Source organism: Amycolatopsis japonica, from assembly GCF_000732925.1.
Classification (GTDB): domain Bacteria; phylum Actinomycetota; class Actinomycetes; order Mycobacteriales; family Pseudonocardiaceae; genus Amycolatopsis; species Amycolatopsis japonica.
The window spans coordinates 2,981,505-3,004,297 of the sequence record NZ_CP008953.1; the positions used below are offsets into that span (position 1 = coordinate 2,981,505).

Consider the following 22,793-nt stretch of genomic DNA (forward strand, 5'->3'; position numbering starts at 1 on the left):
CCGATGAGCGCTACGGCGGGCGTGCGATAAGGTGGAAGCCCGTGGGACTTCAGTCGCGGGCTACCAAGTATGTCTTTGTCACCGGAGGCGTTGCCTCCTCTCTGGGTAAGGGACTCACGGCTTCCAGCCTGGGTCAGCTCCTTACCGCACGTGGGCTCCGGGTCACGATGCAGAAGCTGGATCCGTACCTCAACGTCGATCCGGGCACGATGAACCCGTTCCAGCACGGTGAGGTGTTCGTCACCGACGACGGCGCCGAAACCGATCTGGACATCGGGCACTACGAGCGTTTTCTCGACCGGGCTCTCGACGGCAAGGCGAACGTCACCACCGGGCAGGTGTACTCCGAGGTCATCGCCAAGGAGCGCCGCGGTGAGTATCTCGGCGACACCGTGCAGGTCATCCCGCACATCACCGACGAGATCAAGGCGAGGATCACCGCCGCGGCGGGCGCCGACGAGGACGGGAACAGCCCGGACGTCGTGATCACCGAGGTCGGCGGCACCGTGGGCGACATCGAGTCGCTGCCGTTCCTGGAGGCCTGCCGTCAGGTCCGCCACGACGTCGGCCGCGACCAGTGCTTCTTCCTCCACGTCTCGCTGGTCCCGTACCTCGCCCCGTCGGGTGAGCTCAAGACCAAGCCGACCCAGCACTCGGTCGCCGCGCTGCGCAACATCGGCATCCAGCCCGACGCGCTCGTCTGCCGCGCCGACCGGGAGCTGCCGGAGGACCTCAAGCGCAAGATCGGCCTGATGTGCGACGTCGACACCGAGGCCGTCATCGCCTGCCCCGACGCGCCGTCGATCTACGACATCCCGAAGGTGCTGCACCGTGAGGCGCTCGACGCCTACGTGGTGCGCCGTCTCGGGCTGCCGTTCCGCGACGTCGACTGGACCGTGTGGGGCGACCTGCTCGACCGCGTGCACAACCCGTCGGAAACGGTGCGGGTCGCGGTCGTCGGCAAGTACATCGACCTACCAGACGCGTACCTGTCGGTGACCGAGGCGCTGCGCGCCGGCGGGTTCGCCCACCGCGCCAAGGTCCAGATCGCCTGGGTCCCGTCGGACTCCTGCGAGACCCCGGCCGGTGCCGCGGCCGCGCTGTCCGATGTGGACGGTGTGCTGATCCCCGGCGGATTCGGCATCCGCGGTATCGAGGGCAAGGTCGGCGCCATCGCCTACGCCCGCACCCACGGGCTGCCGCTGCTGGGCCTGTGCCTCGGCCTGCAGTGCATGGTGATCGACGCGGCGCGGAACCTGGCCGGGATCAAGGACGCGAACTCGGCCGAGTTCGAGGACGGCCCGAACCCGGTCATCTCCACGATGGCCGACCAGCGCGACGTCGTCGCGGGTGAGCGCGACATGGGCGGCACGATGCGTCTGGGCGCCTACGTCGCGAAGCTCAAGCCGGGCTCGCAGGTCGCGAAGGCGTACGGCAGCACCGAGGTCTCCGAGCGGCACCGCCACCGCTACGAGGTCAACAACGCCTACCGCAAGCGCCTTTCCGACGCCGGTCTGGTGTTCTCGGGTACCTCGCCCGACGACCACCTGGTCGAGTTCGTGGAGCTGCCCGCCGACAAGCACCCGTTCTTCGTCGGCACCCAGGCGCACCCGGAGCTCAAGAGCCGCCCGACCCGGCCGCACCCGTTGTTCAGCGCGTTCGTGAAGGCCGTCGTGGACCGCAAGGTCGCCGAGCGGCTGCCGGTCGAGCTGCCCGAGACGGCTCAGACGGGAGCCCGGTGACCGAGCCCGGCAAGCACGAGTTCACCGTCGCGTCCACAAGGGACGTCCACATCGGACGCGTCGTGGGGCTACGGGTCGACGAGGTCGTGATGCCCGGCGGCGGCACCGCCCGCCGTGAGGTCGTCGAGCACCTCGGCGCGGTCGCCGTCGTCGCGCTGGACGCGGACGGCATGGTGACGCTGATCCACCAGTACCGCCACCCGATCGGGCGGCGGCTGTGGGAACTGCCCGCCGGGCTGATCGACAAGGCGGGGGAGGACCCCGTCGGCGCGGCCAAACGCGAACTGGTCGAAGAGGTCGGGCTCAGCGCCGAGCGCTGGGAGACTCTGGTCGACGTCGCGGCGTCGCCCGGCTTCACCGACGAGGTCGTCCGCGTCTACCTCGCCCGCGAACTGTCCGAAGTGGACAGGGAGATGCTCGGCGAGGAGGAGGCCGACCTCGTCATGCGGAAGTTCCCGCTCGCCGAGGCGGTCCGGATGGCGCTGGCGGGTGAGCTGGTGAACGGGGCGACCGTCGGTGGCGTGCTCGCCGCGCACGCGGTGCTTTCGGGGGCGGCCTCGTCGCGGCCTTCGGACGCTCCTTGGGAGGACCGGCCGACGAAGTTCGCTTCGCGCGGCCTCTAGGCCCTTCGCGCGCTAGGAACGGTCCTTTCCTTGCAAATTTTGCAAGGAAAGGACCGTTCATTGCATTCGGGAGCGAGGTCAGTCGCGGAGACGGCGGCCCTGCGCGTCCGTGCCGCCGTTCGCCAGCAGCACGATCCCGTCGACCATCGGCCAGACCACCCCGATGCCGCAGGTGACCAGCACGACCGCCAGCTGGCCGAGGGCGAGACCGATGTGGCCGGTGTAGAACCGCCCGATCCCGAACGGCAGCACGATCTGCAGCACCCCGGCGGCGATCTTCGACTTCGGCGAGTAGGGCAAGACCGCGGCGGGCCGCTGATACACGGGTACGAACGGCGGCGGGTCGAACCGCGGCGCCAGGTACTTCGGGAGCGGCGCGGGCAGGTCCTGGAACAGCGGCCGGAGTTCGCCGAGCGTCACGGCCTCGTACGCGGCGAGGACGCGGCCCTCGTACTCGTCCGGGGTGAGCCTGCCCTGGCTGTAGTGGTCGCCGAGCAGCCGCGCGGCCTCTTCGCGCTCGGCCGTGCCGACGCGCATCTCCTCCGGGTCCGGTTGCTGCGACATGCTCCCAAGGTAGCCCGTTTCACACCCGCGGCGCGGTACGCGCGGCGAACCCCCGATCGGGTCGCGGGTGGTCCTAGAGTGTCCGTGTGTCACGGGCCGGCGGTAGCGGAGTCGCCCAGGTGGTCGCCGCTTACCTCGACCATCTGGTGGTCGAGCGCGGAACCGCGAGGAACACCCTCGACAGCTACTCCCGTGACCTGCGCCGGTACATCGCGTACCTCGGCGACGCGGACGTCGAGCGCTTCGCCGACGTCACCTCCGCGCACATCACCTCGTTCGGCGCGGCGTTGCGCGAGGGCGACGAAGAGCATCGCCCGCTGGCCGCGTCTTCGGCGGCCCGCGCGCTGGTCGCGGTGCGGGGGCTGCACAAGTTCGCGCACGCGGACGGCATCACCGAGAACGACCCGGCCCGTGAGGTCCGGCCGCCCGCCGCGGCCAAACGGCTGCCCAAGGCGCTGCCGGTCGGCGACGTGCTGAAGCTGCTGGAAACCCCGCCGCCCGAGGGTGAACGGCCACTGCGGGACCGGGCGCTGCTGGAACTGCTCTACTCCACCGGCGCGCGGATCTCCGAGGCCGTCGGGCTCGACGTCGACGACATCGACGACGCCGAACGGACCGTGCTGCTCGACGGAAAGGGCGGCAAGCAGCGCATCGTGCCGATCGGCCGTCCCGCGCTGGAAGCGGTGCACGCGTACCTCGTCCGCGCGCGGCCCGCCCTCGCCACCCATGGCCGGGGGACGCCGGCGATGTTCCTGAACGCCCGCGGCTCCAGGCTTTCCCGGCAGAGCGCGTGGCAGGTTCTCAAGGACACCGCGGAATCCGCCGGGATCACGGCGGGCGTTTCGCCGCACACGTTGCGCCATTCCTTCGCCACGCATCTGCTCGAAGGCGGCGCCGACGTCCGCGTCGTGCAGGAACTGCTCGGCCACGCTTCCGTGACCACCACCCAGGTGTACACGCTGGTCACGGTCAACACGCTCCGCGAGGTTTACGCGACAGCACATCCCCGCGCGCTCGGCTAATCGACCCGGTCAGTCCCGGCGTGCCTCGTTGGCTCGACTCCCGAATCGCGCATAGGCTGCCGAGGATCCTGCCGAAGAGGAGCTTTCGCGTTATGTCGACACCGAACGAGCCGGCGAAGCCGTCCGCGTCCGCCGGTTCGGCTGCCGCGAGCCTCAGCCAGGTGACCATCGCAACCCCCGCCGAACACGACGGCGACGAACCGTCGGAGGACACGATCTCTTCCCGCGGCCGCAAGGCCAAGCGCGCCAAAGAAGCCAAAGACGTCAAGCAGCAAGAACGCGACAAGGACGGCATCGGGCCCACCGGCCGTCCGTATCGCGAGATCCCCGACCCGCCGCCGCTGGACCGGCACGGCCCCGCACTGGTGATGGCCATGTGCAACCAGAAGGGCGGCGTCGGCAAGACCACCTCGACCATCAACCTCGGCGCGGCGCTGGCCGAATGCGGCCGCCGGGTGCTGCTGGTCGACTTCGATCCGCAGGGCGCGCTCTCGGTCGGCCTCGGCATTCAGCCGCACGAGCTGGACCAGACGGTCTACAACGTCATCATGGAGCGCTCGGTCAGCATCACCGACGTCATCCGGAAGACCCGGGTGGACGGCGTCGACCTGCTGCCGAGCAACATCGACCTGTCCGCGGCCGAGGTCCAGTTGGTCGCAGAGGTAGGACGCGAACACACTTTGTTACGGGTCCTTCGTCCGGTCATGAACGACTACGACTATGTTCTTGTCGACTGCCAGCCCTCGCTAGGCCTGCTGACGGTGAACGCACTGACCGCCGCGGACGGTGTGATCATCCCGCTGGAGTGCGAGTTCTTCAGTCTGCGAGGCGTAGCGCTCCTGATCGACACCATCGAGAAGGTGCAGGAACGCCTCAACCCCAAACTGGACATCACCGGGATTCTCGCCACCATGTACGACCCGAGAACCCTGCACTCGAAGGAGGTCATGGCGAGAGTGGTGGAGGCATTCGGCGACACCGTGTTCGACACGGTGATCAACCGCACCGTGCGGTTCCCCGAGACGACGGTCGCGGGCGAGCCGATCACGACCTGGGCTCCCAAATCGGCGGGCGCGGCGGCTTATCGCGCGCTGGCACGCGAGGTGATCGCTCGGTGAGCAGGCGAGCTTCCCTGCCCGGAGCGTCCGAACTCTTCAGGATCACCTCCAGCCCCGCCCTCGATCTCCCGCCCGCGCCCGAACAGCCCGCCCCCGCGAAGGGGAACGGCAACGGGAACGGATCCGGGACCGAGCCTGGGCACGCGCACAAGGATCAGCTGACCCGTGCCGCGCGCAGCGGTTCCGGGCGGACCAAGCACGACGCGAAGATCACCGTCTACGTCTCCGGCGACGAACTGCTGGCGATGGAGCAGGCCAGGCTGAACCTCCGGGCGAAGCACGGTCTCGTGCTCGATCGCGGCAGGCTGGTCCGCGAGGCGGTGGCCGTACTGCTGGCCGACTTCGACGCGGCGGGCGAGGACTCGGTCCTCGTCCAACGCCTGCGGGCGGGCAGCGAGGACGGGAAAGAGACCGAGAACTGATGGACGACCCGGCCGCGGCTGCTCCCAGCGGCTCAGAGCCGGTCGAGCGGACAGAGGCAGACGAGACCCCCGTCGTGCACGAGACCGTGCACGGCGGGATGGTCCCCGAAGGACTGGCCAGTGAAGAGCTGAGCACGTCCAAGTTCAAGGTGCACCTGGAGAACTTCGAGGGCCCCTTCGATCTGCTGCTCCAGCTGATCTCGCAGCACCAGCTCGACGTCACCGAAGTCGCGTTGCACCGGGTCACGGACGATTTCATCGCCTACACCCGTGCGCTCGGCACGGAGTGGAACCTCGACGAGACGACCGAGTTCCTGGTCATCGCGGCGACCCTGCTCGACCTCAAGGCGGCGCGTCTGCTGCCCGCCGCCGAGGTGGAGAGCGAAGACGACCTCGCCCTGCTCGAAGCACGGGACCTGCTGTTCGCGCGTGTGCTGCAGTACCGGGCGTACAAGCAGGTCGCGGCGCTGTTCGGCGAGCTGGAGGCCGGCGCGCTGCGGCGGTATCCGCGGTCGGTCGCGCTCGAAGACCGGTTCATGGGGCTGCTGCCCGAGGTGATGCTCGGCGTCGACGTCGGGAAGTTCTCCGAGATCGCGGTCGCGGTCTTCAAACCGAAGCCGCCGCCGACGGTGTCGATCGCGCATATCCACATGGGCCGGGTCTCGGTGCGCGAGCACGCCGCGCTGCTGCGGCTCAAGCTCGCGGAACGAGGCGAAGCGACCTTCGGCGAACTGGTCGAGGACTGCGAGCACACCGTCGAGATCGTGGCGCGGTTCCTCGCGCTGCTGGAGCTGTACCGGGAGTCCTCGGTCCAGTTCGAGCAGCTGGAGGCGCTCGCCGAACTGCACGTGCGCTGGACCGGTGGGTCCGTGGCGGAGGCGTCGGTGGCGGCCGAACAGGACCGCGCCGCCGTCGAGGACGAGGAGTACGGGTGACCCCGGAGAACACCGAAGAGACAGAAACGACCGAAGACGTCCAGGCGGAGACTCCTGCCGCCGAAGCGGAGCCGCCCGCCGACGAAGGTCTCGTCGCGGCCGGCGACGGCGACTATCCCGACGTCACCTCGGACGAGGCGCTCGAAGCGGCGCTGGAGGCGTTGCTCCTGGTCGTCGACTCGCCGATCAGCGAGGAATCGCTCGCCGAGACGGTCGCGCAGCCGGTGTCGCGGGTGACCGTGGCGCTGCGCACGATGGCGCAGAAGTTCACCGAGCGGACCAGCGGAATCGACCTGCGCCGAGTCGGCGAAGGGTGGCGGTTCTACACTAGGGACGTCTATGCCCCGTTCGTGGAGAAGCTTCTGCTCGACGGCCAGCGTTCCAAGCTGACGCGAGCCGCACTGGAGAGCCTCGCCGTGATCGCCTATCGGCAGCCGGTGACCAGGGCCAGGGTCGCCGCCGTCCGAGGGGTGAACGTGGACGGGGTGATCAGGACGCTGCTGGCGCGCGGCCTGATCGAGGAGATGGGGACCGACCCCGAAACCACTGGCACGCTGTACGTGACGACCGAGCTGTTCCTGGAGCGACTGGGCCTGTCGTCCCTGGCCGACCTTCCGCCCATCGCTCCGTTGCTACCCGAAGTGGACACCATCGATGACATCTGACCCGCATCCCGACGGCATTCGGCTGCAGAAGGTCCTTTCGCAGGCGGGCGTGGCCTCGCGGCGCGCGGCCGAGGACCTGATCGTGCGCGGTCGCGTGAGCGTGGACGGCAAGGTGGTCACCGAACTCGGCCGCCGGGTCGATCCGGACAACTCCGTGATCCACGTCGACGGCACCCGCGTCCAGGTCCGCGAGGACCTCGTCTACCTCCTGCTGAACAAGCCCAAGGGCGTGCACAGCACGATGAGCGACGACCGCGGCCGTCCGTGCGTCGGCGACTACCTGCGTGGCCGGTACGAGGAGACGCCCGGCATCGTGCACGTCGGCAGGCTCGACGAGAACACCGAAGGCCTGCTGCTCCTCACCAACGACGGCGATCTCGGGCACCGGCTGATGCACCCGTCGTTCCGCGTGCTGAAGACCTACTTCGCCGAGGTCGAGGGCATCGTCCCGCGCGGACTCGGCAAGGAACTGCGCGCGGGTTTCGAGCTGCCGGACGGCATCGTCAAGGTCGACCAGTTCCGCGTGAAGGACATGCTGGCCGGGCGCACCCAGATCGAGCTGGTCATCCACGAGGGACGCAAGCACATCGTGCGGCGGCTGATGGCGGCCACCGGGCACCCGGTGCGCAAACTGGTCCGGACCGCGCTCGGCGACGTCCAGCTCGGGGCCCAGCGGTCGGGTTCGATCCGGCGGCTGAACCGCGGCGAGGTCGGTTCGCTTTACCGCGCGGTCGATCTCTAAGACTTTCCGCTCTACTGCACAACTGATCTCCGCGTTTAGCTCTCCCTGACGGGCTTTCAGCCGACGGGGAAGGGCTCAACCGTGAAAACAGTTGTGCTGGCAGGGATCTTGGCGGTGGCCGCGGCCGTGGTCGCGGCACCGCAGTCCGCGGCGAAACCGCGGGGCAGCGAACCGGTCTACGACTTCGCCCAGGCCGTCCGCGAGACGGCCTGGGTGGACATCGGGCTCGACGGGGACGGCGACGGCCGTTCGGACCGGGTCGCCGCCGACATCATCCGCCCGAAGGAACCGGCGGCGCAGGGCAAGAAGGTTCCGGTCATCATGGACGCGAGCCCGTACTACTCGTGCTGCGGACGCGGCAACGAGAGCGAGCTCAAGACCTACGATTCGGCGGGCAGGCCGGTCGGGTTCCCGCTCTACTACGACAACTTCTTCGTCCCCCGCGGGTACGCCGTGGTCCTGGTGGATCTGGCCGGTACCAACAAATCCCGCGGGTGCACCGACATCGGCGGGCCGTCGGACATCGAATCGGCGCGCAAGGTGGTCGACTGGCTGAACGGCCGGGCGAACGGCTACACGACGGCGACCGGTCCGGCGAGGACGAACGCGACGTGGTCGACGGGTGCGGTCGGCATGATCGGGAAGTCCTACGACGGCACGGTGGCCAACGGCGTCGCCGCGACCGGTGTCGAGGGGCTCAAGACCATCGTGCCGATCGGCGCGATCAGTTCCTGGTACGACTACTACCGTTCCGACGGCGCGAACCTGCGCCAGGGCAGCCCGGCGGGGCTCGCGCAGACCGTTTCGCAGCGCAACGGCGGACAGAACTGCAGCGCGGCCAACCGCAAACTCACCGCGGGCGCGACTTCGAACGGCGACTACAACGCGTTCTGGCTCGACCGGGACTACGTGCAGAGCGCCTCGAAGGTGAAGGCGAGCGTGCTCGCTTCGCACGGTCTCGGCGACCTCAACGTCAAGACCATCAACTTCGGGCAGTGGTGGGAAGCGCTGAACGTCGAGCGCAAGATCTGGCTGACGCAGGCCGGTCACGTCGACCCGTTCGACTACCGGCGCTCGGCTTGGGTCGACACGTTGCACAAGTGGTTCGACCACTACCTGCTCGGTGTGGACAACGGCATCGAGAAGACCCCGGGTGCGAGTGTGGAACGCGAGCCCGATGTCTGGGTGGACCAGCCGGCGTGGCCCGCGGGCAGCGCCGTCACTCTGCGCCCCGCGTCCGGAACCACTCCGGGTGTCGGCACGCTCGGCAGCTCTCCTGGCACGGGCACGGTGTCGTTCACGGACTCCTCCGGTCAGTCTTCGAACAGCTGGGCCGCGAGGCCGACGGAGACTTCGAACGGGCGAGTGCTGTTCAGCACCGGCGCGCTGGCGAAGGACCTTCACGTGTCCGGAACGGCGAAGGTGACTGTGACCGCGACGCCGTCGACGTCCACTGCGCGTCTTTCGGCGATCTTGGTGGACTACGGCCCGGCGACCATCCGGAACTACACCGGACCGAAGGAAGGCATCAAGAACGAGCTGACCCAGTCGTGCTGGGGTTCGAGCGCTTCGGGCAACGACGCGTGCTACCTGAACACGAGCACCGACGCGGTTTCCGTGGGGCTGAACATCATCAGCCGCGGCTGGGCGGATCTGGCCAACCACGGTTCGCTGAGCCAGGAGTCGCCGCTGACGCCGGGGCAGCCGTACACGATGACGTTCCGGCTGGCGAGCACGGATCACGTCGTCCCGCAGGGACATCAGCTCGCGCTGATCATCGGCGGGACGGACGGCTCGTTCATCTCGGGACCGGCGCAGTACCCGAAGATCACGGTGGATCTGGGCAAGACCTCGCTGGCGCTGCCCGTCGCGGGCGCGGGTCCGTCGGCGGTGCCGGCGGCGCTCCCGGTGGCTCCGGCGCAGATCGCTCCCGCCACCGTTTCGGGGCTTGAGCGCGGCTAGGCGAACGCTAGGAACGGTCCTTTCCTGGCAAATTTCGCAAGGAAAGGACCGTTCCTAGCGTCAGCGGGCGGCGGTCACGAGCCAGACGCCGCCGGGGATCCGCACGCCCTGCGGGGTCTCGAACTCGCCGAGTGCGTCGCGGACCTGGTCACGAAGTCCGGCGATGGAGGCCGCGTCCACGTTCCGCAGGTTGTGCTGGATCGGGGCCATCGAGAAGAGGAAGTCCGTCGCGTCGACGGCGTCCGCCCCGAAGCCCATGTCCGCGTCCACCGGACTGATCCCGATGTCACGGAAGCCCGCCGCCGTGAGCACTTCGGTGATCCGTTCGGGCGTCAGCAGCGAACCCATCCCGCGTGCGGCGGGGGAGGGCTCGCGGAGGTAGGGCGCGAGCGCCGCCGTCGCCCGGGCGTACGCGCTGTCGACGTCGCCTGACCGCGGTCCCACGAAGGCCAGCCGCCCGGCCGGCGCCATCGCTTCGCGGAGATGCGTGAACGCCGCGACCAGGTCGGCGAAGAACATCACGCCGCCTCGGCTGATGACGACGTCGAAACCGGGCCCGTCGAACGGGTGCACCTGCGCGTCTCCCCGTTCGAACGCGATGTTGGTGATCCCTTCGGCCGCCGCGTCGAAGCGAGCCCTTTCCAGCTGTGGCGCCGAAAGGTCGATGCCCAGCGCGTTCCCGCTTCCGGCCTTCTTCGCGGCGATCCGGGTGGTGAGCCCGGCGCCGCAGCCCACGTCCAGGACGGCGTGACCGTCGCGGATGTCCGCCGCCTCGAAGAGCGGCGCGTCGAAGGCCGCCATCATCCCGTTGTAGCGATCCGGGCGATCCGCCCAGAGCTTGCCCTCCCAGCCGTTCCACGCTTCGGCCTGTTGCTGATTGACGATTGCCGTCATGGCGGCACCCCATTCGCATCGTTACTAGAGTTGAACTCTAGTGATTGACTCTAGAGATAGACTCCAGTCATGAGTGGTGTCAAGGGCGCCCGATCCCGGCGGGCGGCGGAAACCCGGCGGCGGATCATCACGGCCGCCACGGAGCTCTTCCTCGCCGACGGCTATGGCGCGACCACGCTTCAGCAGGTCGCGGACCGGGCGGGCGTGGCGGTCCAAACGATTTACTTCACGTTCCGCAACAAGCAGACGCTGCTGAAGGAACTGGTCGACGTCGCGATCGCCGGCGACGACGGTCCACTGGCGACGATGGAGCGGCCGTGGTTCGCGCGGGTGACGGACGCGCCGGACGCGCGCGAGGCGCTGGCCGCGCTCGTCACCGGCAGCCGGGCCGTGCTCGAACGCGTCGCCGCCGTCACCGACATGGTCTCGGCCGCGACGGCGGCGCACCCCGAACTGCGGGAACTGTGGCCGGATCAGGAGGATCCGCGCCACGCCGTGCACGCGGCGGCGGCGAAGGCGCTGATGGGGAAACCGGGCGCGGTCACCGGTCTCGACGTCGACAGGGCGGCGGACATCCTCTACGCGCTCCTCAGCCCGGAGATGTTCCTGATCCTCACCCGTGACCGCGCTTGGCCGCCGGCCGCGTGGGAGCGCTGGGTGAAGGAGACGCTGGCCGCGCAGTTGCTCGATCGCGGCTAGCCGAATGCAAGGAAAGGTCCTTTCCTCGCGAAATTTGCAAGGAAAGGACCTTTCATGGCGCGTGCGGGGGCGGGGTCAGCCGGTTTGGGAGGCCGGGCTCTTCGACCCGAAGGGCTTCCGCTGCAGAGCGCGGGCGACCGGTTCGACGATCCGCGCGGCCGTCGGGCCGAGGATCGCCATCAGGAGTACGTACGCCGTCGCGAGGGCGGCGAGTTCGCCGGTCACCGCGCCCGCCGCCACCGCCAGCCCGGCGATGACGATCGAGAACTCGCCTCGCGCGACCAACGCGGCTCCGGCACGAGCGCGGCCCATCTTCCCGATGCCCTGCCGCCGCGCGGCCCACCAGCCGGTGCCGACCTTCGTGAGCGTGGTCGCGACCGCCAGCACCACCGCCCAGCCGAGCACGGGCGGGATCGAAGCGGGGTTGGTGTTGAGGCCGAACACCACGAAGAACACGGCGGCGAACAGGTCCCGCAGCGGTTCGAGCATGTGCGTCGCGTTCTCCGCCGTCGAACCCGAGATCGCGATGCCGAGCAGGAACGCGCCGACCGCGGCCGAAACCTGCATCGCCGAAGCGACACCGGCGACCAGCAGCGCCGCGCCGAGGACCTTGAGGAGGAACACCTCGCGATCCGGGCTGTCCACCGCCGCGGAGACGTACCGGCCGAACTTCAGCGCGATCACCAGGACCACGGTGATGACCATCAGGGAGATCCCGACGGCCTTCATCCCGCCGAGGAAGCTGACCCCGCCGAGCACCGCGGTGAGGATCGGCAGGTACAGCGCCATCACCAGGTCCTCGAACACCAGGATCGACAGCACCACCGGGGTTTCCCGGTTACCGAGCCGCCCGAGATCGCCGAGTACCTTCGCGATGATCCCGGACGACGAGATGTAGGTGACGCCTGCCATCACGATCGCGCCGATCGGCCCCCAGCCGAGGATGAGCGCGACGATCGCCCCCGGCGCGGCGTTGAGCACGATGTCCACGAGGCCCGCCACCCACGAGCGTTTCAGCCCGGTGAACAGCTCGGCCGCCGAGTACTCCAGGCCCAGCAGGAGCAGCAGCAGGACGACACCGATCTCGCTGGCGAGATGGGTGAAGTCGCCGATGTCGCCGAGCGGGATCAGCCCGCCCTGCCCGAAGCACAGGCCACCGATCAGGTACAGCGGGATCGGGGACATCCCGATCTTCCCGGCGAGGCGTCCCAACGCGCCCAGCCCGAAGAAGACCGCCCCGAGTTCGATCAAGGACAGTGCGGTGTGATCCATCCGCGATCAGCCGTACTTCAAGATCTTGACGGCGGCCTCGAGACCCTCGGAGGTGCCGACCGCGACGAGCACGTCGCCCGCGGTGAGGTTGAAGTCCGGGTTGGGGGAGGGGTGGACCTGACCGGCCCGCATCACCGCGACCACCGAGACGCTCGTCCGCGTGCGCATGGCGGTGTCGCCCAGCGTCCGCCCGTCGAACGGCGACGACGACTTGATCGGCAGCTGCTTGGTGTTGATACCGGGCAGGTCCCGGTGCTCTTCGGTGAGCTGGGCGACCAGCTGGGGTGCGCCGAGCAGGTTCGCCAGCGCGCCCGCCTCGTCGGTGGTGAGCGGAAGCGACGCCAGGCAGGCGTCGGGATCGTCCGTTTTGGACACGATCAGCTCGACGTGTCCATCGCGATGGGTCACCACCCCGACACGGCGGCCGTTGCGGGTGGCGAAGTCCTTGCGGACGCCTATTCCGGGGAGCGGGGTCACTTCGACGTTCACGTGAACAACAGTAACTCACTGTCCGTTTTGCGCGGGACGGATCAGGAACAATGCCGAGATCACGACCATGAGGGCGCACGTCGCGCCGTGGATGCCGAGCGCGGCACCCACGGAACCGTTGTGGGTCAACACGATCAGCATGTCGCCGAACGGGATGAACGCCAGCGCGAGCATCGCCCAGCCCAGCGCGCGGGCGTTCCGGAACAGGATCAGCGCGAGCACCACGAGCGCCGTGCCGATGTCCCGGACGCCCTTGACCGCGAGGATCGGATCGCCCTCGGACGGCATCACCGGCAGCCCGAAGCCACCCGTCTGGGTCGCCGGGAAGAACACGTAACCACTCCCGAAGTAGAGGACGAAGAGCACGAGGGCGGCGGACAGGATGTAGGCGATCTTGATGCGGGTCATGGTCTCCGACTCCAAAAAGCTAGCAGTGCTAGGAACGATGCCGACACTAGCGCTAGCACTGCTAGCTTGTCTAGCGGTGCTAGCATGTCCGTATGGTCACGAATCCCCGGCGCGAGCGGGATCGCTCGCAACGCGAACAGCTGATCGTCACGACCGCCCGCGAAATCGCCGAGGAAGAGGGCTGGGACGCGGTCACCACCCGGCGGCTGGCGGCGAAGATCGAGTACAGCCAGCCCGTGCTCTACAGCCATTTCTCCGGCAAGGGGGCGATCATGGCGGCCGCGGCGCTCGAAGGGTGCACCGAAATGGCCGTCCACATGCGGAAGGGGGCCGTGGCGGAGGAAGGTGCGCGAGCCGCTCTGCTGCGGCTGGCCGACAACTACTTCGACTTCGCCGACCGCAAACCGGCGCTCTACGACGCGATCTTCACCCTCGCCAGTGAACTGAGCTTCGCCAGCCCGGACAGTCCGGAGCCGTTGAAGGACGCGTTCGGCGCCTTGCTCGAAGTCGTGGGCCCGGTCGCCGGTGGAGACGACCCCGCCCTCTACACCGAGACCTTCTGGGCCGCCCTGCACGGCCTGGTCACCCTCGAACGCAGCAGGCGGCTCCCGGCGGACGCGCGCGCGGAACGGATCCGCATGCTCGTCGACCGGTTCGCCGTGGGCGGCTGAGGCGTGTCGCGTACCACCAGGCAGAATGAACGTCGATCAGATGAGCGACGGATGAGCTGAGGAGTGTTTCGGTGGCGGGAGCCCTGCGTGGTGTGGTCGCGATGGACGGCCCGTCCGGAACCGGGAAATCCACGGTTTCGCGGAAGCTCGCGACGAAGCTCGGCGCCGGTTACCTCGACACCGGCGCGATGTACCGCATGGTCACCCTCGCCGTCCTGCGCGCCGGGACCGACCTGACCGACGCGGACGCGATCGCCGACGTCGCCCGGAAGGCCGAATTCGGCATCGGGACCAGCCCGGACGAAGCGACCGTGACCCTGGCGGGTGAAGACGTCGCCGCCGAGATCCGCGGCGCGGACGTCACCACCGCGGTGTCGCCGGTTTCGGCCGTCCCCGCCGTCCGCGAACTGCTGGTCGCCCGGCAGCGCGAGATCATCGCCGAGGTGCTCGGCCGGGTCGGCGGCATCGTGGTCGAAGGCCGCGACATCGGCACCGTCGTCTCGCCGGACGCCCCGCTCAAGATCTTCCTCACCGCGTCGGCCGAAGTCCGCGCCGCACGCCGCAGCGCCCAGGATTCCGCCGCCGGTCGCGAGTCCACGGTGGATGTCGCCAAAGCGGCGGTGGAACGGCGCGACCGCCTCGACTCCACGCGGGCGGCTTCGCCGTTGCGTGCGGCCGACGACGCCGTCGAGGTGGACACTTCGGCGCTCAACATCGACCAGGTGATCGTGGCGCTGGCGGAACTCGCGCTGCACCGCGGTCTTCTCGAAGGCTGCCCCGCTGAGGCGACGACGTGAGCGCGAAGGGACTTCCCGAAGGCGCGAGCGACCCGTTCCACACCTTCGGCCGGGGGATCTCGAAGTTCCTCGTCCGGCCCGCGTTCCGGGTCCGGGTGCACGGTGCCGAGCGGATACCGACCTCCGGGCCGGTGGTGTTCATGGCGAACCACAGTTCGATGACGGAACCGGCGCTGCTGTTCGGAATGTTGTCGCGGCGCACGGCGTTCCTGGTCAAGGCGGAGCTCTTCAAGGGCTTCGTCGGCTGGTTCTTCCCGAAACTGGGCCAGATCCCGGTGAAACGGGGCGCGGTGGACCGCAAACCGCTGATGGCGGCGGTCAAGGTGCTCGAGGACGGTGGCGCGGTCGGGATCTTTCCCGAAGGCACCCGCGGCCTCGGTGACGCCGAAAACTTCGAGCGCGGCGTGGCCTTCCTGGTCCGCGCCGGGAACGCGACCGTGGTTCCGGTCGCCACTCGGGGGACGTACAAACCCGCCGGCGCCAAACGGCGTTGGCGGCCACGCGTCGACATCATGGTCGGCGAACCTTTCACTCCCGAGATCGGGAAGGGAAGGACAGGGCTGGAGGAGGGAACCGAGCGGCTTCGCATCGCGCTCGCGGACCTCGTGAAGGCGCTGGACGAATGGCGCTTGGAGCACGGGCTCCAAGACACGCGACAGAATGTGAAGTAACTGATGACAGAGCTTGACGGAGTCGGCGAGATCGACGGCTCCTGGTCCGACGAGTCCGAATTCACCGCGCTCGACGCGCAGATCGCCGCGGGCGAGGCCGAGGAGGAGGCGCAGCTCGCGCAGCCGGTCCTCGCCGTCGTCGGCAGGCCGAACGTCGGCAAGTCGACCCTGGTCAACCGCATCCTCGGCCGTCGAGAGGCGGTCGTGCAGGACGTCCCCGGCGTGACCAGGGACCGCGTCGCCTACGACGCGTTCTGGGCGGGCCGCCGGTTCACGCTGGTGGACACGGGCGGCTGGGAGCCGGACGCGACCGGACTGCAGGCCTCCGTCGCCGCGCAGGCCGAGATGGCGATGGCCACCGCCGACGCGGTGCTGCTGGTCATCGACGCCAGCGTCGGCGCGACGGCGACCGACGAGGCCGTCTCCAAGGTGCTGCGCCGCTCGAAGAAGCCGGTGCTGCTCGCCGCCAACAAGGTCGACGACGACCGCCTGCTCGCCGACACCGCGTCGCTGTGGTCGCTCGGCCTCGGCGAGCCGTACCCGGTCAGCGCGCTGCACGGGCGCAGCTCGGGCGACTTGCTCGACGCCATCGTCAAGGCACTGCCGTCGATGCCGCGTGACGGCGACCGTGCTACCACCGGCCCGCGCCGCGTCGCGCTGGTCGGCAAGCCGAACGTGGGCAAGTCCAGCCTGCTGAACAAGCTCTCCGGCGAAGAGCGGTCCGTCGTGGACTCGGTCGCCGGCACCACCGTCGACCCGGTCGACTCGCTGGTCGAGTTGGACGGTGAGACCTGGCGGTTCGTCGACACCGCCGGTCTGCGCAAGCGGGTCAACTCGGCCAACGGCGCCGAGTACTACGCGTCGCTGCGGACCAAGACCGCGATCGACGCGGCCGAGGTCGCGATCGTGCTGCTGGACGCGGCCGAGCCGCTTTCGGAGCAGGACCTGCGGGTGCTGACCATGGTCGTCGAGGCCGGCCGGGCCTGCGTGCTCGCCTTCAACAAGTGGGACCTCGTCGACGAGGACCGCCGTCACGCCATGGTCCGTGAGCTGGACCGCGGCCTGGTGCGGGTGCCGTGGGCGGACAAGGTCAACATCTCCGCCCTCACCGGCCGGTCGGTGCGCAAGCTCGCGCCCGCGCTGCGGACCGCGTTGAAGTCCTGGGACCAGCGGGTGCCCACCGGTCAGCTGAACGGCTGGCTGGCCGACCTCATCGCCGCGACCCCGCCGCCCGTGCGAGGCGGCAAGCAGCCGAAGGTGCTGTTCGCGACCCAGGCGGGTATCCGGCCGCCGACGCTGGTCCTGTTCACCACCGGCTTCCTCGAGGCGGGATACCGGCGGTTCATCGAACGGAAGTTCCGTGAGCGGTTCGGTTTCGAAGGCACACCCGTCCGGGTGAATGTCCGGGTGCGGGAAAAGAAGCAAAGGCCGAAGGCCGGCGGAAAAGCGGCAGGGAAACCGAAGACTCGCTGATTTTCTCACGATGTAGGTGACTATTTCACTGGGTGGACACGCCGATGACCTCGGGTTTCGGCGTGTCCACCGGTGAGTTTCGACACTCTGCCGAGACCCTCCCGAGATATGTCGTTCACCTGCGGTAAAGTCGATGGTCTGCTAGCGGGCGCCTCATTCGGAGAGCGAGCCCGAATGACGCACTTCGCGAAAGGTGTGTGATGGGCTTGCGCGCCCATGGTTCCGCCGTGCCCGTGGTGATCTCACGATGACCCTGACCGCCGACTCACGGCCGATCGCTTGCGTCGCGGACGTCACCGTCGCGCCGTCGCCCGCCCCGGTCGCCGACCGCGCCCTGTTCTGGTCCGGTCTCGGCGCGGGCGAGCGCACCCTGATCGACATCCTCGCCGAGACCGCCGCCCGCCACCCCAACGCGGGCGCGATCGACGACGGCGAGACCACGCTGTCCTACCGCAAGCTCGTCGAGGAGATCGACGCCTACGGCCGCAAGCTGACCGCCAATGGCGTCGGCGTCGGCGACCGGGTCGGCGTCCGGATCTCCTCCGGCACCGCTGAGCTCTACGTCGCCATCCTCGCGATCCTGTCCGTCGGCGCCGCCTATGTGCCGGTCGACGCGGACGATCCGGAGGAGCGCGCCGAACTGGTCTTCGGCGAGGCCGACGTCGCCGCGGTCGTCACCGACGGCGGCGCGATCACCGTGCTCGGCTCGCCGGGCGGCGTCGAGGGCTCGCCCGCGCCGACCGACGACGCCTGGATCATCTTCACCTCCGGTTCGACCGGGAAGCCGAAGGGCGTCGCGGTCTCGCACGCCTCGGCCGCCGCCTTCGTCGACGCCGAAGCGCAGCTGTTCCTCGCCGAGGAGCCGATCGGTCCCGGAGACCGCGTGCTCGCCGGGCTGTCCGTCGCGTTCGACGCGTCCTGTGAAGAGATGTGGCTCGCCTGGCGCCACGGCGCCTGTCTGGTCCCGGCGCCGCGTTCCCTCGTGCGCACCGGCGTCGACCTCGGCCCGTGGCTGGTCGCGCAGGGCATCACCGTCGTCTCGACCGTGCCGACGCTGGCCGCGCTGTGGCCCGCCGACGCGCTCGAAGACGTCCGCCTGCTGATCTTCGGCGGCGAAGCGTGCCCGCCGGAGCTGGCCGAACGCGTCGCCGTCGAAGGCCGCGAAGTCTGGAACACCTACGGACCGACCGAGGCCACTGTCGTCGCCTGCGCCGCGCAGATGACCGGCGAAGGCCCGGTCCGTATCGGCCTGCCGCTGGTGGGCTGGCAGCTCGCCGTCGTGAACGAGGCGGGTGAACCGGTCGCGATGGGGGAGACCGGCGAGCTGGTCATCGGCGGCGTCGGCCTCGCCCGCTACTTGGACCCCGAGAAGGACGCCGAGAAGTTCGCGCCGCTGCCTTCGCTGGGCTGGCGCCGCGCGTACCGCAGCGGCGACATGGTCCGCGCGGAGGCCGAGGGCCTGCTGTTCCTCGGGCGCCTCGACGAGCAGGTGAAACTCGGCGGCCGCCGGATCGAACTCGGCGAGGTCGACGCCGCGCTCCAGGCGCTGCCCGGCGTGCAGGGTGCCGCCGCCGCGGTCCGCCGCACCAAGGCGGGCAACCAGGTGCTCGTCGGATACGTCGTGCCCGCGGAGGGGACGAAGTTCGACCACGACGAGGCCGCGACCCGGCTGCGCGAGCAGCTGCCCGCCGCGCTCGTCCCGCTGCTGGCCCTGATCGACGATCTGCCGACGCGCACTTCCGGCAAGGTCGACCGCAACGCGCTTCCCTGGCCGCTGTCCACTGTGGACGCCGCGAAATCCGGTCTGTCGCCGACGGAGAGCTGGCTCGCCGAAGGCTGGGCGGAGATCCTGGGCGTCTCGGTCGACAACCCGAAGGCCGACTTCTTCACCAACGGCGGTGGCAGCCTGACCGCCGCCCAGCTGATCGCGCGGATCCGCACCCGGCACCCGCAGGTGTCGGTGAGCGACATCTACGCCAACCCGAAGCTCGGCGCGCTCGCGTCGATGCTGGACGCGTTGAGCGGCGAGAAGACCGAACGCCGGGACATCGCGCCAACCCCGCGCAAGGCCGGGATCATCCAGTCGCTGCTGATGATCCCGCTGATGGGTCTCGTCGGCCTGCGCTGGACGACGATCGCCGCGACGCTGTCGAACGTGCTTTCGCTGGCCGGGTTCGCCTGGGCGCCGACGCTGAACTGGGCATGGATCGCCGTCGCGTGGGTCGTGCTGTTCAGCCCGGCCGGGCGGATCGCGATCTCCGCGACCGGCTCCCGGCTGCTGCTGCGCGGTGTTCGTCCCGGCAGCTACCCGCGCGGCGGGAGTGTCCACTTACGACTGTGGACCGCCGAGAAACTCGCCGAGTTCAGCGGCGCGGACAGTGTCGCGGGCGCTTCCTGGATGACGACGTACGCCAAGGCCCTCGGCGCGCGGATCGCCAAGGACGTCGACCTGCACTCCCCGCCGCCGGTCACCGGCATGCTGAAGCTCGGCCGGGGTGCCGCCGTCGAACCCGAGGTCGACCTGTCCGGGCACTGGGTGGACGGCGATCTCGTGCACATCGGCAAGATCCGGATCGGCGCCGACGCGCGGATCGGCGCGCGCAGCACGCTGTTCCCCGGCGCGCGGATCGGCAAGGGCGCGGAGATCGCGGCCGGGTCGACCGTCCGCGGCAATGTGCCAGCCGGACAGCGCTGGGCCGGTGCCCCCGCGGCCCGTGCCAGCAAGGACGCGCTGAAGTGGCCGTCGAGCCGCCCGCCGCGCTCGCGGTTCTGGTCTTCGGTCTACGGCGCGACTTCGGTCGCACTGGGGCTTCTGCCCGCCGTCGCCGCCCTGCCCGCCGTCGCGGTGCTGGGCTACGCGATCTCTGGTGCGCCGTCGCTGGGCGCCGCGCTCGGTCAGGCGTTGCTGTTCACGCCGCTCGCGACCGTCGCGTACTTCCTGACGTACGCCCTGCTCGTGCTCGTCGGCGTCCGTTCGCTGAGCATCGGCATGGTCGAGGGCTACCACCCGGTGCACGGCCGAGTCGCGTGGCAGGTCTGGGCGACCGAGCGGCTGATGGGCATGGCGCGTGAAGGGCTGTTCCCCTTGTACGCCAGCCTGTTCACCCCGGTGTGGCTCCGGATGCTCGGCGCGAAGGTCGGCCGCAACGTCGAGGCGTCCACCGTGCTCGCGCTGCCGAAGATGACCCAGGTGGACAGTGGCGCGTTCCTCGCGGACGACACCATGGTCGCCACCTACGAACTCGGCCACGGCTGGCTGCACGTCGCCCCGGCGCGGATCGGCAAGCAGGCGTTCCTCGGCAACTCGGGGATGGCCGCGCCGGGACGTTCGGTGCCGAAACGCGGTCTGGTCGGAGTGCTGTCGTCGGCCCCGCTCAAGGCGAAGAAGGGCTCGTCGTACCTCGGGATGCCGCCGCTGCCGGTCCGCCGGTCGGTCGGCGAGGCGGACACGAGCCGCACCTTCACGCCGCCGCTGCGGCTGAAGGCGGCCCGCGCGCTCGTCGAACTCTGCCGCATCGTGCCGGTGATGTGCGGTGTCGCGCTGACCGTGCTCGTGGCCGCCGGGATCTTCGCGCTGGCGTCGTCGTTCGGCTTCCTGGTCGCGGTGCTGCTCGGCGGGCCGCTGCTGCTCGCGGCCGGCGCCGTCGCCGCGCTGACCGCCACCGCGATGAAGTGGCTGCTGGTCGGCCGGTTCCGCGCGGTCGACCATCCCTTGTGGAGCTCGTTCGTCTGGCGCAACGAGCTCGCCGACACCTTCGTCGAAGCGCTCGCCGTGCCGTGGCTGATCGGTTCGCTCGGCGGCACGCCGCTGCTGCCGGCGTGGCTGCGGACCATGGGCGTCAAGATCGGGCGCGGCGTGTGGCTGGAGACGTACTGGCTGCCCGAGTCGGACCTGGTGAGCCTCGGCGACGGCGCGACGATCAACCGCGGCTGTGTCGTGCAGACGCACCTGTTCCACGACCGGATCATGACGATGTCGCCGGTGACCCTGGACGAGGGAGCGACGCTCGGGCCACACGGTATCGTGCTGCCTGGCGCGAGCATCGGCGCGCGGACGACCGTCGGACCTGGTTCCCTGGTGACCCGGGGCGACGCGGTTCCCGCCGACTCGCGCTGGCTGGGTAATCCCATCTCGGCCTGGACGAAGTAGGAAAGCGGGGTTCTTCCCGGGTGATTTCGAAGGCATCCGTGCAGCCCTCGCCCGGCGCGGAAACCTCCGGCGACTCCTATCTGCCCCGTCACGGTAACGGCGGTTACCGGGTCCGGCACTACGATCTGGAGCTGGACTACAAGATCGGTCCCAACCGGTTGTCGGCCGCCGCGGCCATCACCGCGGAGGCGACGCAGGCGCTGTCGCGGTTCACGCTCGACTTCGGCGAGTTCCGGATCAACCGGGTGCTGGTCAACGGGAAACCGGCCAAGTACACGCGCCGCGCGCACAAGCTGCAGGTGAAGCCGGCGAAGTCGTTGGCGCTCGGCAGCGAGTTCCTGGTGGAGGTCCACTACGTCGGGAATCCGCGGCCGCTTCCGGGGCTGTGGGGCGACATCGGCTGGGACGAACTGACCGACGGCTCACTCGTCGCGAGTCAGCCGGTCGGGGCGCCGTCGTGGTTCCCGTGCAACGACCATCCGGCGGACAAGGCGACGTACCGTGTCGCGCTCACGACGTCGTCGCCGTATCTCGTGGCCGTGACCGGGAATCTCGTCTCCCGGTACACGCGCGCGAGCACCACTCAGTGGGTCTTCGAACGGCCCGAGCCGACGCCGACGTATCTGATGAGTGTCCAAATCGGACGGTACGACGACATCGTGCTGGCCTCCGGCGGTGTCCCGCAGCGGGCCGCCGTGCCGCCGCGCCTGCGCCGGGCCTTCTCGCGCGATTTCGGGCGGCAGGGCCAGATCATGGAGTCGCTGCAGCGGTTGTTCGGGCCTTATCCCTTCGGCGAGTACGTCATCGTCGTCACCGACGACGACCTCGACGACCCGATCGAAGCGCAGGGCATGTCGATCTTCGGCGCCAACCACGTCGACGGGCGGCGCACGCACGAACGCCTCGTCGTCCACGAACTGGCGCACCAGTGGTTCGGCAACAGCCTGACCGTCGCCGACTGGCGGCACATCTGGCTGAACGAAGGCTTCGCGACGTACGCGGAATGGCTCTGGTCCGAGGAATCCGGCGGACAGAGCGCGCACGCGTGGGCGAAGACGTGGCACGCGCGGATGAAGGCGAAGCCCGCGGACCTGCGTCTCGCCGACCCCGGCGTGGCGCGGATGTTCGACGAGCGAGTGTACAAGCGGGGTGGGCTTTTGTTGCACGCCTTGCGTTGTACGGTCGGCGACGCCGTCTTCTTCCCGCTGGTGAAGGCTTGGGCGGTGGAGAACCGGCACGGTCTGGTGACGACAGCCGGGTTCGTTGCGCTCGCCGAACGCTTTGCCGGGCGTTCGCTTGCTTCTTTCTTCGACGCTTGGCTGGATGCTTTGGCGCTGCCTCCACTTCCTCCCGCGTGAAGGTTCCCAATGTCGCATTTGAGACGCTCAGCGTCCCAAATGCGACATTGGGAACACCTCGCGAGTTGTCCACAGGGGACGCCGACGGGGCGAGTTGTCCACAGGGGAGCGGATCG

At 69.4% G+C, this 22,793-nt stretch carries 21 protein-coding genes; 16 read left to right on the top strand and 5 right to left on the bottom strand.

The features are described 5' to 3' along the window. Nucleotides 1-41 precede the first annotated feature (41 nt). Nucleotides 42-1,742 carry a CTP synthase gene (locus tag AJAP_RS14180; protein WP_073844436.1) on the top strand — a complete coding sequence of 567 codons (1,701 nt, stop codon included), beginning with the start codon at nt 42-44 and terminating at the stop codon, nt 1,740-1,742. Further along, nucleotides 1,739-2,365, top strand: a complete 627-nt coding sequence (locus AJAP_RS14185) for an NUDIX domain-containing protein (protein ID WP_037348129.1) — start codon at nt 1,739-1,741, stop codon at nt 2,363-2,365. The genes AJAP_RS14180 and AJAP_RS14185 overlap by 4 nt, the downstream gene beginning before the upstream one ends. 78 nt (nt 2,366-2,443) lie before the next feature. Here AJAP_RS14185 and AJAP_RS14190 read toward each other — a convergent pair whose 3' ends face one another. After that, nucleotides 2,444-2,929 carry a DUF1707 domain-containing protein gene (locus AJAP_RS14190; protein ID WP_038511555.1) on the bottom strand — a complete coding sequence of 162 codons (486 nt, stop codon included), beginning with the start codon at nt 2,927-2,929 and terminating at the stop codon, nt 2,444-2,446. A 119-nt stretch (nt 2,930-3,048) separates the two neighbouring features. On the opposite strand from AJAP_RS14190, the gene xerD reads away from it, so the two are divergent. The 7 genes from xerD (at nt 3,049) to AJAP_RS14225 (ending at nt 9,795) form a co-directional block, all read left to right on the top strand. Beyond that, nucleotides 3,049-3,951: a site-specific tyrosine recombinase XerD gene (xerD, locus tag AJAP_RS14195; RefSeq protein WP_038511558.1), complete on the top strand. Its 903-nt coding sequence runs from the start codon at nt 3,049-3,051 to the stop codon at nt 3,949-3,951. Between the two features lie 92 nt (nt 3,952-4,043). After that, complete coding sequence (locus AJAP_RS14200) at nt 4,044-5,069, top strand: ParA family protein (protein WP_038511561.1); 1,026 nt, start codon at nt 4,044-4,046, stop codon at nt 5,067-5,069. Further along, the gene (locus tag AJAP_RS14205; RefSeq protein WP_038511562.1) at nt 5,066-5,491 is read left to right on the top strand and encodes a hypothetical protein; all 426 of its coding nucleotides are present in this window, start codon (nt 5,066-5,068) and stop codon (nt 5,489-5,491) included. Before AJAP_RS14200 ends, AJAP_RS14205 begins: the two co-directional genes overlap by 4 nt. After that, the gene (locus tag AJAP_RS14210) at nt 5,491-6,426 is read left to right on the top strand and encodes a segregation and condensation protein A (protein WP_038511564.1); all 936 of its coding nucleotides are present in this window, start codon (nt 5,491-5,493) and stop codon (nt 6,424-6,426) included. The genes AJAP_RS14205 and AJAP_RS14210 overlap by 1 nt, the downstream gene beginning before the upstream one ends. Then, on the top strand, nt 6,423-7,091 hold the full coding sequence (scpB, locus tag AJAP_RS14215; RefSeq protein ID WP_038511567.1) for an SMC-Scp complex subunit ScpB: 669 nt from the start codon (nt 6,423-6,425) through the stop codon (nt 7,089-7,091). The genes AJAP_RS14210 and scpB overlap by 4 nt, the downstream gene beginning before the upstream one ends. Further along, the gene (locus AJAP_RS14220) at nt 7,081-7,833 is read left to right on the top strand and encodes a pseudouridine synthase (protein ID WP_005153474.1); all 753 of its coding nucleotides are present in this window, start codon (nt 7,081-7,083) and stop codon (nt 7,831-7,833) included. The genes scpB and AJAP_RS14220 overlap by 11 nt, the downstream gene beginning before the upstream one ends. A 93-nt stretch (nt 7,834-7,926) precedes the next feature. Then, nucleotides 7,927-9,795, top strand: coding sequence for a Xaa-Pro dipeptidyl-peptidase (locus AJAP_RS14225; RefSeq protein ID WP_038511572.1), 1,869 nt, complete (start codon nt 7,927-7,929; stop codon nt 9,793-9,795). A gap of 60 nt (nt 9,796-9,855) precedes the next feature. On the opposite strand, the gene AJAP_RS14230 is transcribed toward AJAP_RS14225, so the two are convergent. Then, nucleotides 9,856-10,689, bottom strand: a complete 834-nt coding sequence (locus AJAP_RS14230; protein ID WP_038511573.1) for a class I SAM-dependent methyltransferase — start codon at nt 10,687-10,689, stop codon at nt 9,856-9,858. 69 nt (nt 10,690-10,758) lie between these two features. Here AJAP_RS14230 and AJAP_RS14235 point away from each other — a divergent pair, with 69 nt between their 5' ends. Then, entirely contained in the window at nt 10,759-11,388 is a 630-nt protein-coding gene (locus tag AJAP_RS14235; protein ID WP_038511574.1) for a TetR/AcrR family transcriptional regulator, read from the top strand. A 75-nt stretch (nt 11,389-11,463) separates the two neighbouring features. On the opposite strand, the gene AJAP_RS14240 is transcribed toward AJAP_RS14235, so the two are convergent. From AJAP_RS14240 to AJAP_RS14250, 3 genes are read right to left on the bottom strand one after another with little or no spacing between them, the layout of a single operon-like run. Further along, nucleotides 11,464-12,660 (bottom strand): cation:proton antiporter, encoded by a 1,197-nt coding sequence (locus tag AJAP_RS14240; RefSeq protein ID WP_037348144.1) that lies wholly within the window; start codon nt 12,658-12,660, stop codon nt 11,464-11,466. Between the two features lie 6 nt (nt 12,661-12,666). Continuing rightward, nucleotides 12,667-13,149: a cation:proton antiporter regulatory subunit gene (locus AJAP_RS14245; protein WP_037348145.1), complete on the bottom strand. Its 483-nt coding sequence runs from the start codon at nt 13,147-13,149 to the stop codon at nt 12,667-12,669. Between the two features lie 15 nt (nt 13,150-13,164). Further along, nucleotides 13,165-13,557, bottom strand: coding sequence for a DUF4267 domain-containing protein (locus AJAP_RS14250; protein WP_038511577.1), 393 nt, complete (start codon nt 13,555-13,557; stop codon nt 13,165-13,167). A gap of 92 nt (nt 13,558-13,649) precedes the next feature. Between AJAP_RS14250 and AJAP_RS14255 the strand changes: the two genes are divergently transcribed. From AJAP_RS14255 to AJAP_RS14280, 6 genes are all read left to right on the top strand, one after another. Then, the gene (locus AJAP_RS14255; RefSeq protein ID WP_038511579.1) at nt 13,650-14,228 is read left to right on the top strand and encodes a TetR/AcrR family transcriptional regulator; all 579 of its coding nucleotides are present in this window, start codon (nt 13,650-13,652) and stop codon (nt 14,226-14,228) included. A 92-nt stretch (nt 14,229-14,320) separates the two neighbouring features. Next, nucleotides 14,321-15,025 (top strand): (d)CMP kinase, encoded by a 705-nt coding sequence (gene cmk, locus AJAP_RS14260; protein WP_038511581.1) that lies wholly within the window; start codon nt 14,321-14,323, stop codon nt 15,023-15,025. After that, complete coding sequence (locus AJAP_RS14265) at nt 15,022-15,696, top strand: lysophospholipid acyltransferase family protein (RefSeq protein WP_038511584.1); 675 nt, start codon at nt 15,022-15,024, stop codon at nt 15,694-15,696. The genes cmk and AJAP_RS14265 overlap by 4 nt, the downstream gene beginning before the upstream one ends. 3 nt (nt 15,697-15,699) lie before the next feature. Next, nucleotides 15,700-17,169: a ribosome biogenesis GTPase Der gene (der, locus tag AJAP_RS14270; RefSeq protein ID WP_038511586.1), complete on the top strand. Its 1,470-nt coding sequence runs from the start codon at nt 15,700-15,702 to the stop codon at nt 17,167-17,169. 247 nt (nt 17,170-17,416) lie between these two features. After that, nucleotides 17,417-21,319: a Pls/PosA family non-ribosomal peptide synthetase gene (locus AJAP_RS14275; RefSeq protein WP_038511589.1), complete on the top strand. Its 3,903-nt coding sequence runs from the start codon at nt 17,417-17,419 to the stop codon at nt 21,317-21,319. A 20-nt stretch (nt 21,320-21,339) separates the two neighbouring features. Continuing rightward, nucleotides 21,340-22,677, top strand: coding sequence for a M1 family metallopeptidase (locus tag AJAP_RS14280; RefSeq protein ID WP_038511593.1), 1,338 nt, complete (start codon nt 21,340-21,342; stop codon nt 22,675-22,677). Nucleotides 22,678-22,793: the final 116 nt, after the last annotated feature.

Bases quoted from the DNA above. Each gene is read 5' to 3' on its own strand.
- AJAP_RS14235 (WP_038511574.1), top strand. From the start codon at position 10,759: ATGAGTGGTGTCAAGGGCGCCCGATCCCGGCGGGCGGCGGAAACCCGG.
- AJAP_RS14255 (WP_038511579.1), top strand. From the start codon at position 13,650: ATGGTCACGAATCCCCGGCGCGAGCGGGATCGCTCGCAACGCGAACAG.
- AJAP_RS14220 (WP_005153474.1), top strand. From the start codon at position 7,081: ATGACATCTGACCCGCATCCCGACGGCATTCGGCTGCAGAAGGTCCTT.
- AJAP_RS14210 (WP_038511564.1), top strand. From the start codon at position 5,491: ATGGACGACCCGGCCGCGGCTGCTCCCAGCGGCTCAGAGCCGGTCGAG.
- AJAP_RS14250 (WP_038511577.1), bottom strand. From the start codon at position 13,557: ATGACCCGCATCAAGATCGCCTACATCCTGTCCGCCGCCCTCGTGCTC.
- der (WP_038511586.1), top strand. From the start codon at position 15,700: ATGACAGAGCTTGACGGAGTCGGCGAGATCGACGGCTCCTGGTCCGAC.
- AJAP_RS14200 (WP_038511561.1), top strand. From the start codon at position 4,044: ATGTCGACACCGAACGAGCCGGCGAAGCCGTCCGCGTCCGCCGGTTCG.
- AJAP_RS14230 (WP_038511573.1), bottom strand. From the start codon at position 10,689: ATGACGGCAATCGTCAATCAGCAACAGGCCGAAGCGTGGAACGGCTGG.
- AJAP_RS14275 (WP_038511589.1), top strand. From the start codon at position 17,417: ATGACCCTGACCGCCGACTCACGGCCGATCGCTTGCGTCGCGGACGTC.
- AJAP_RS14240 (WP_037348144.1), bottom strand. From the start codon at position 12,660: ATGGATCACACCGCACTGTCCTTGATCGAACTCGGGGCGGTCTTCTTC.
- AJAP_RS14190 (WP_038511555.1), bottom strand. From the start codon at position 2,929: ATGTCGCAGCAACCGGACCCGGAGGAGATGCGCGTCGGCACGGCCGAG.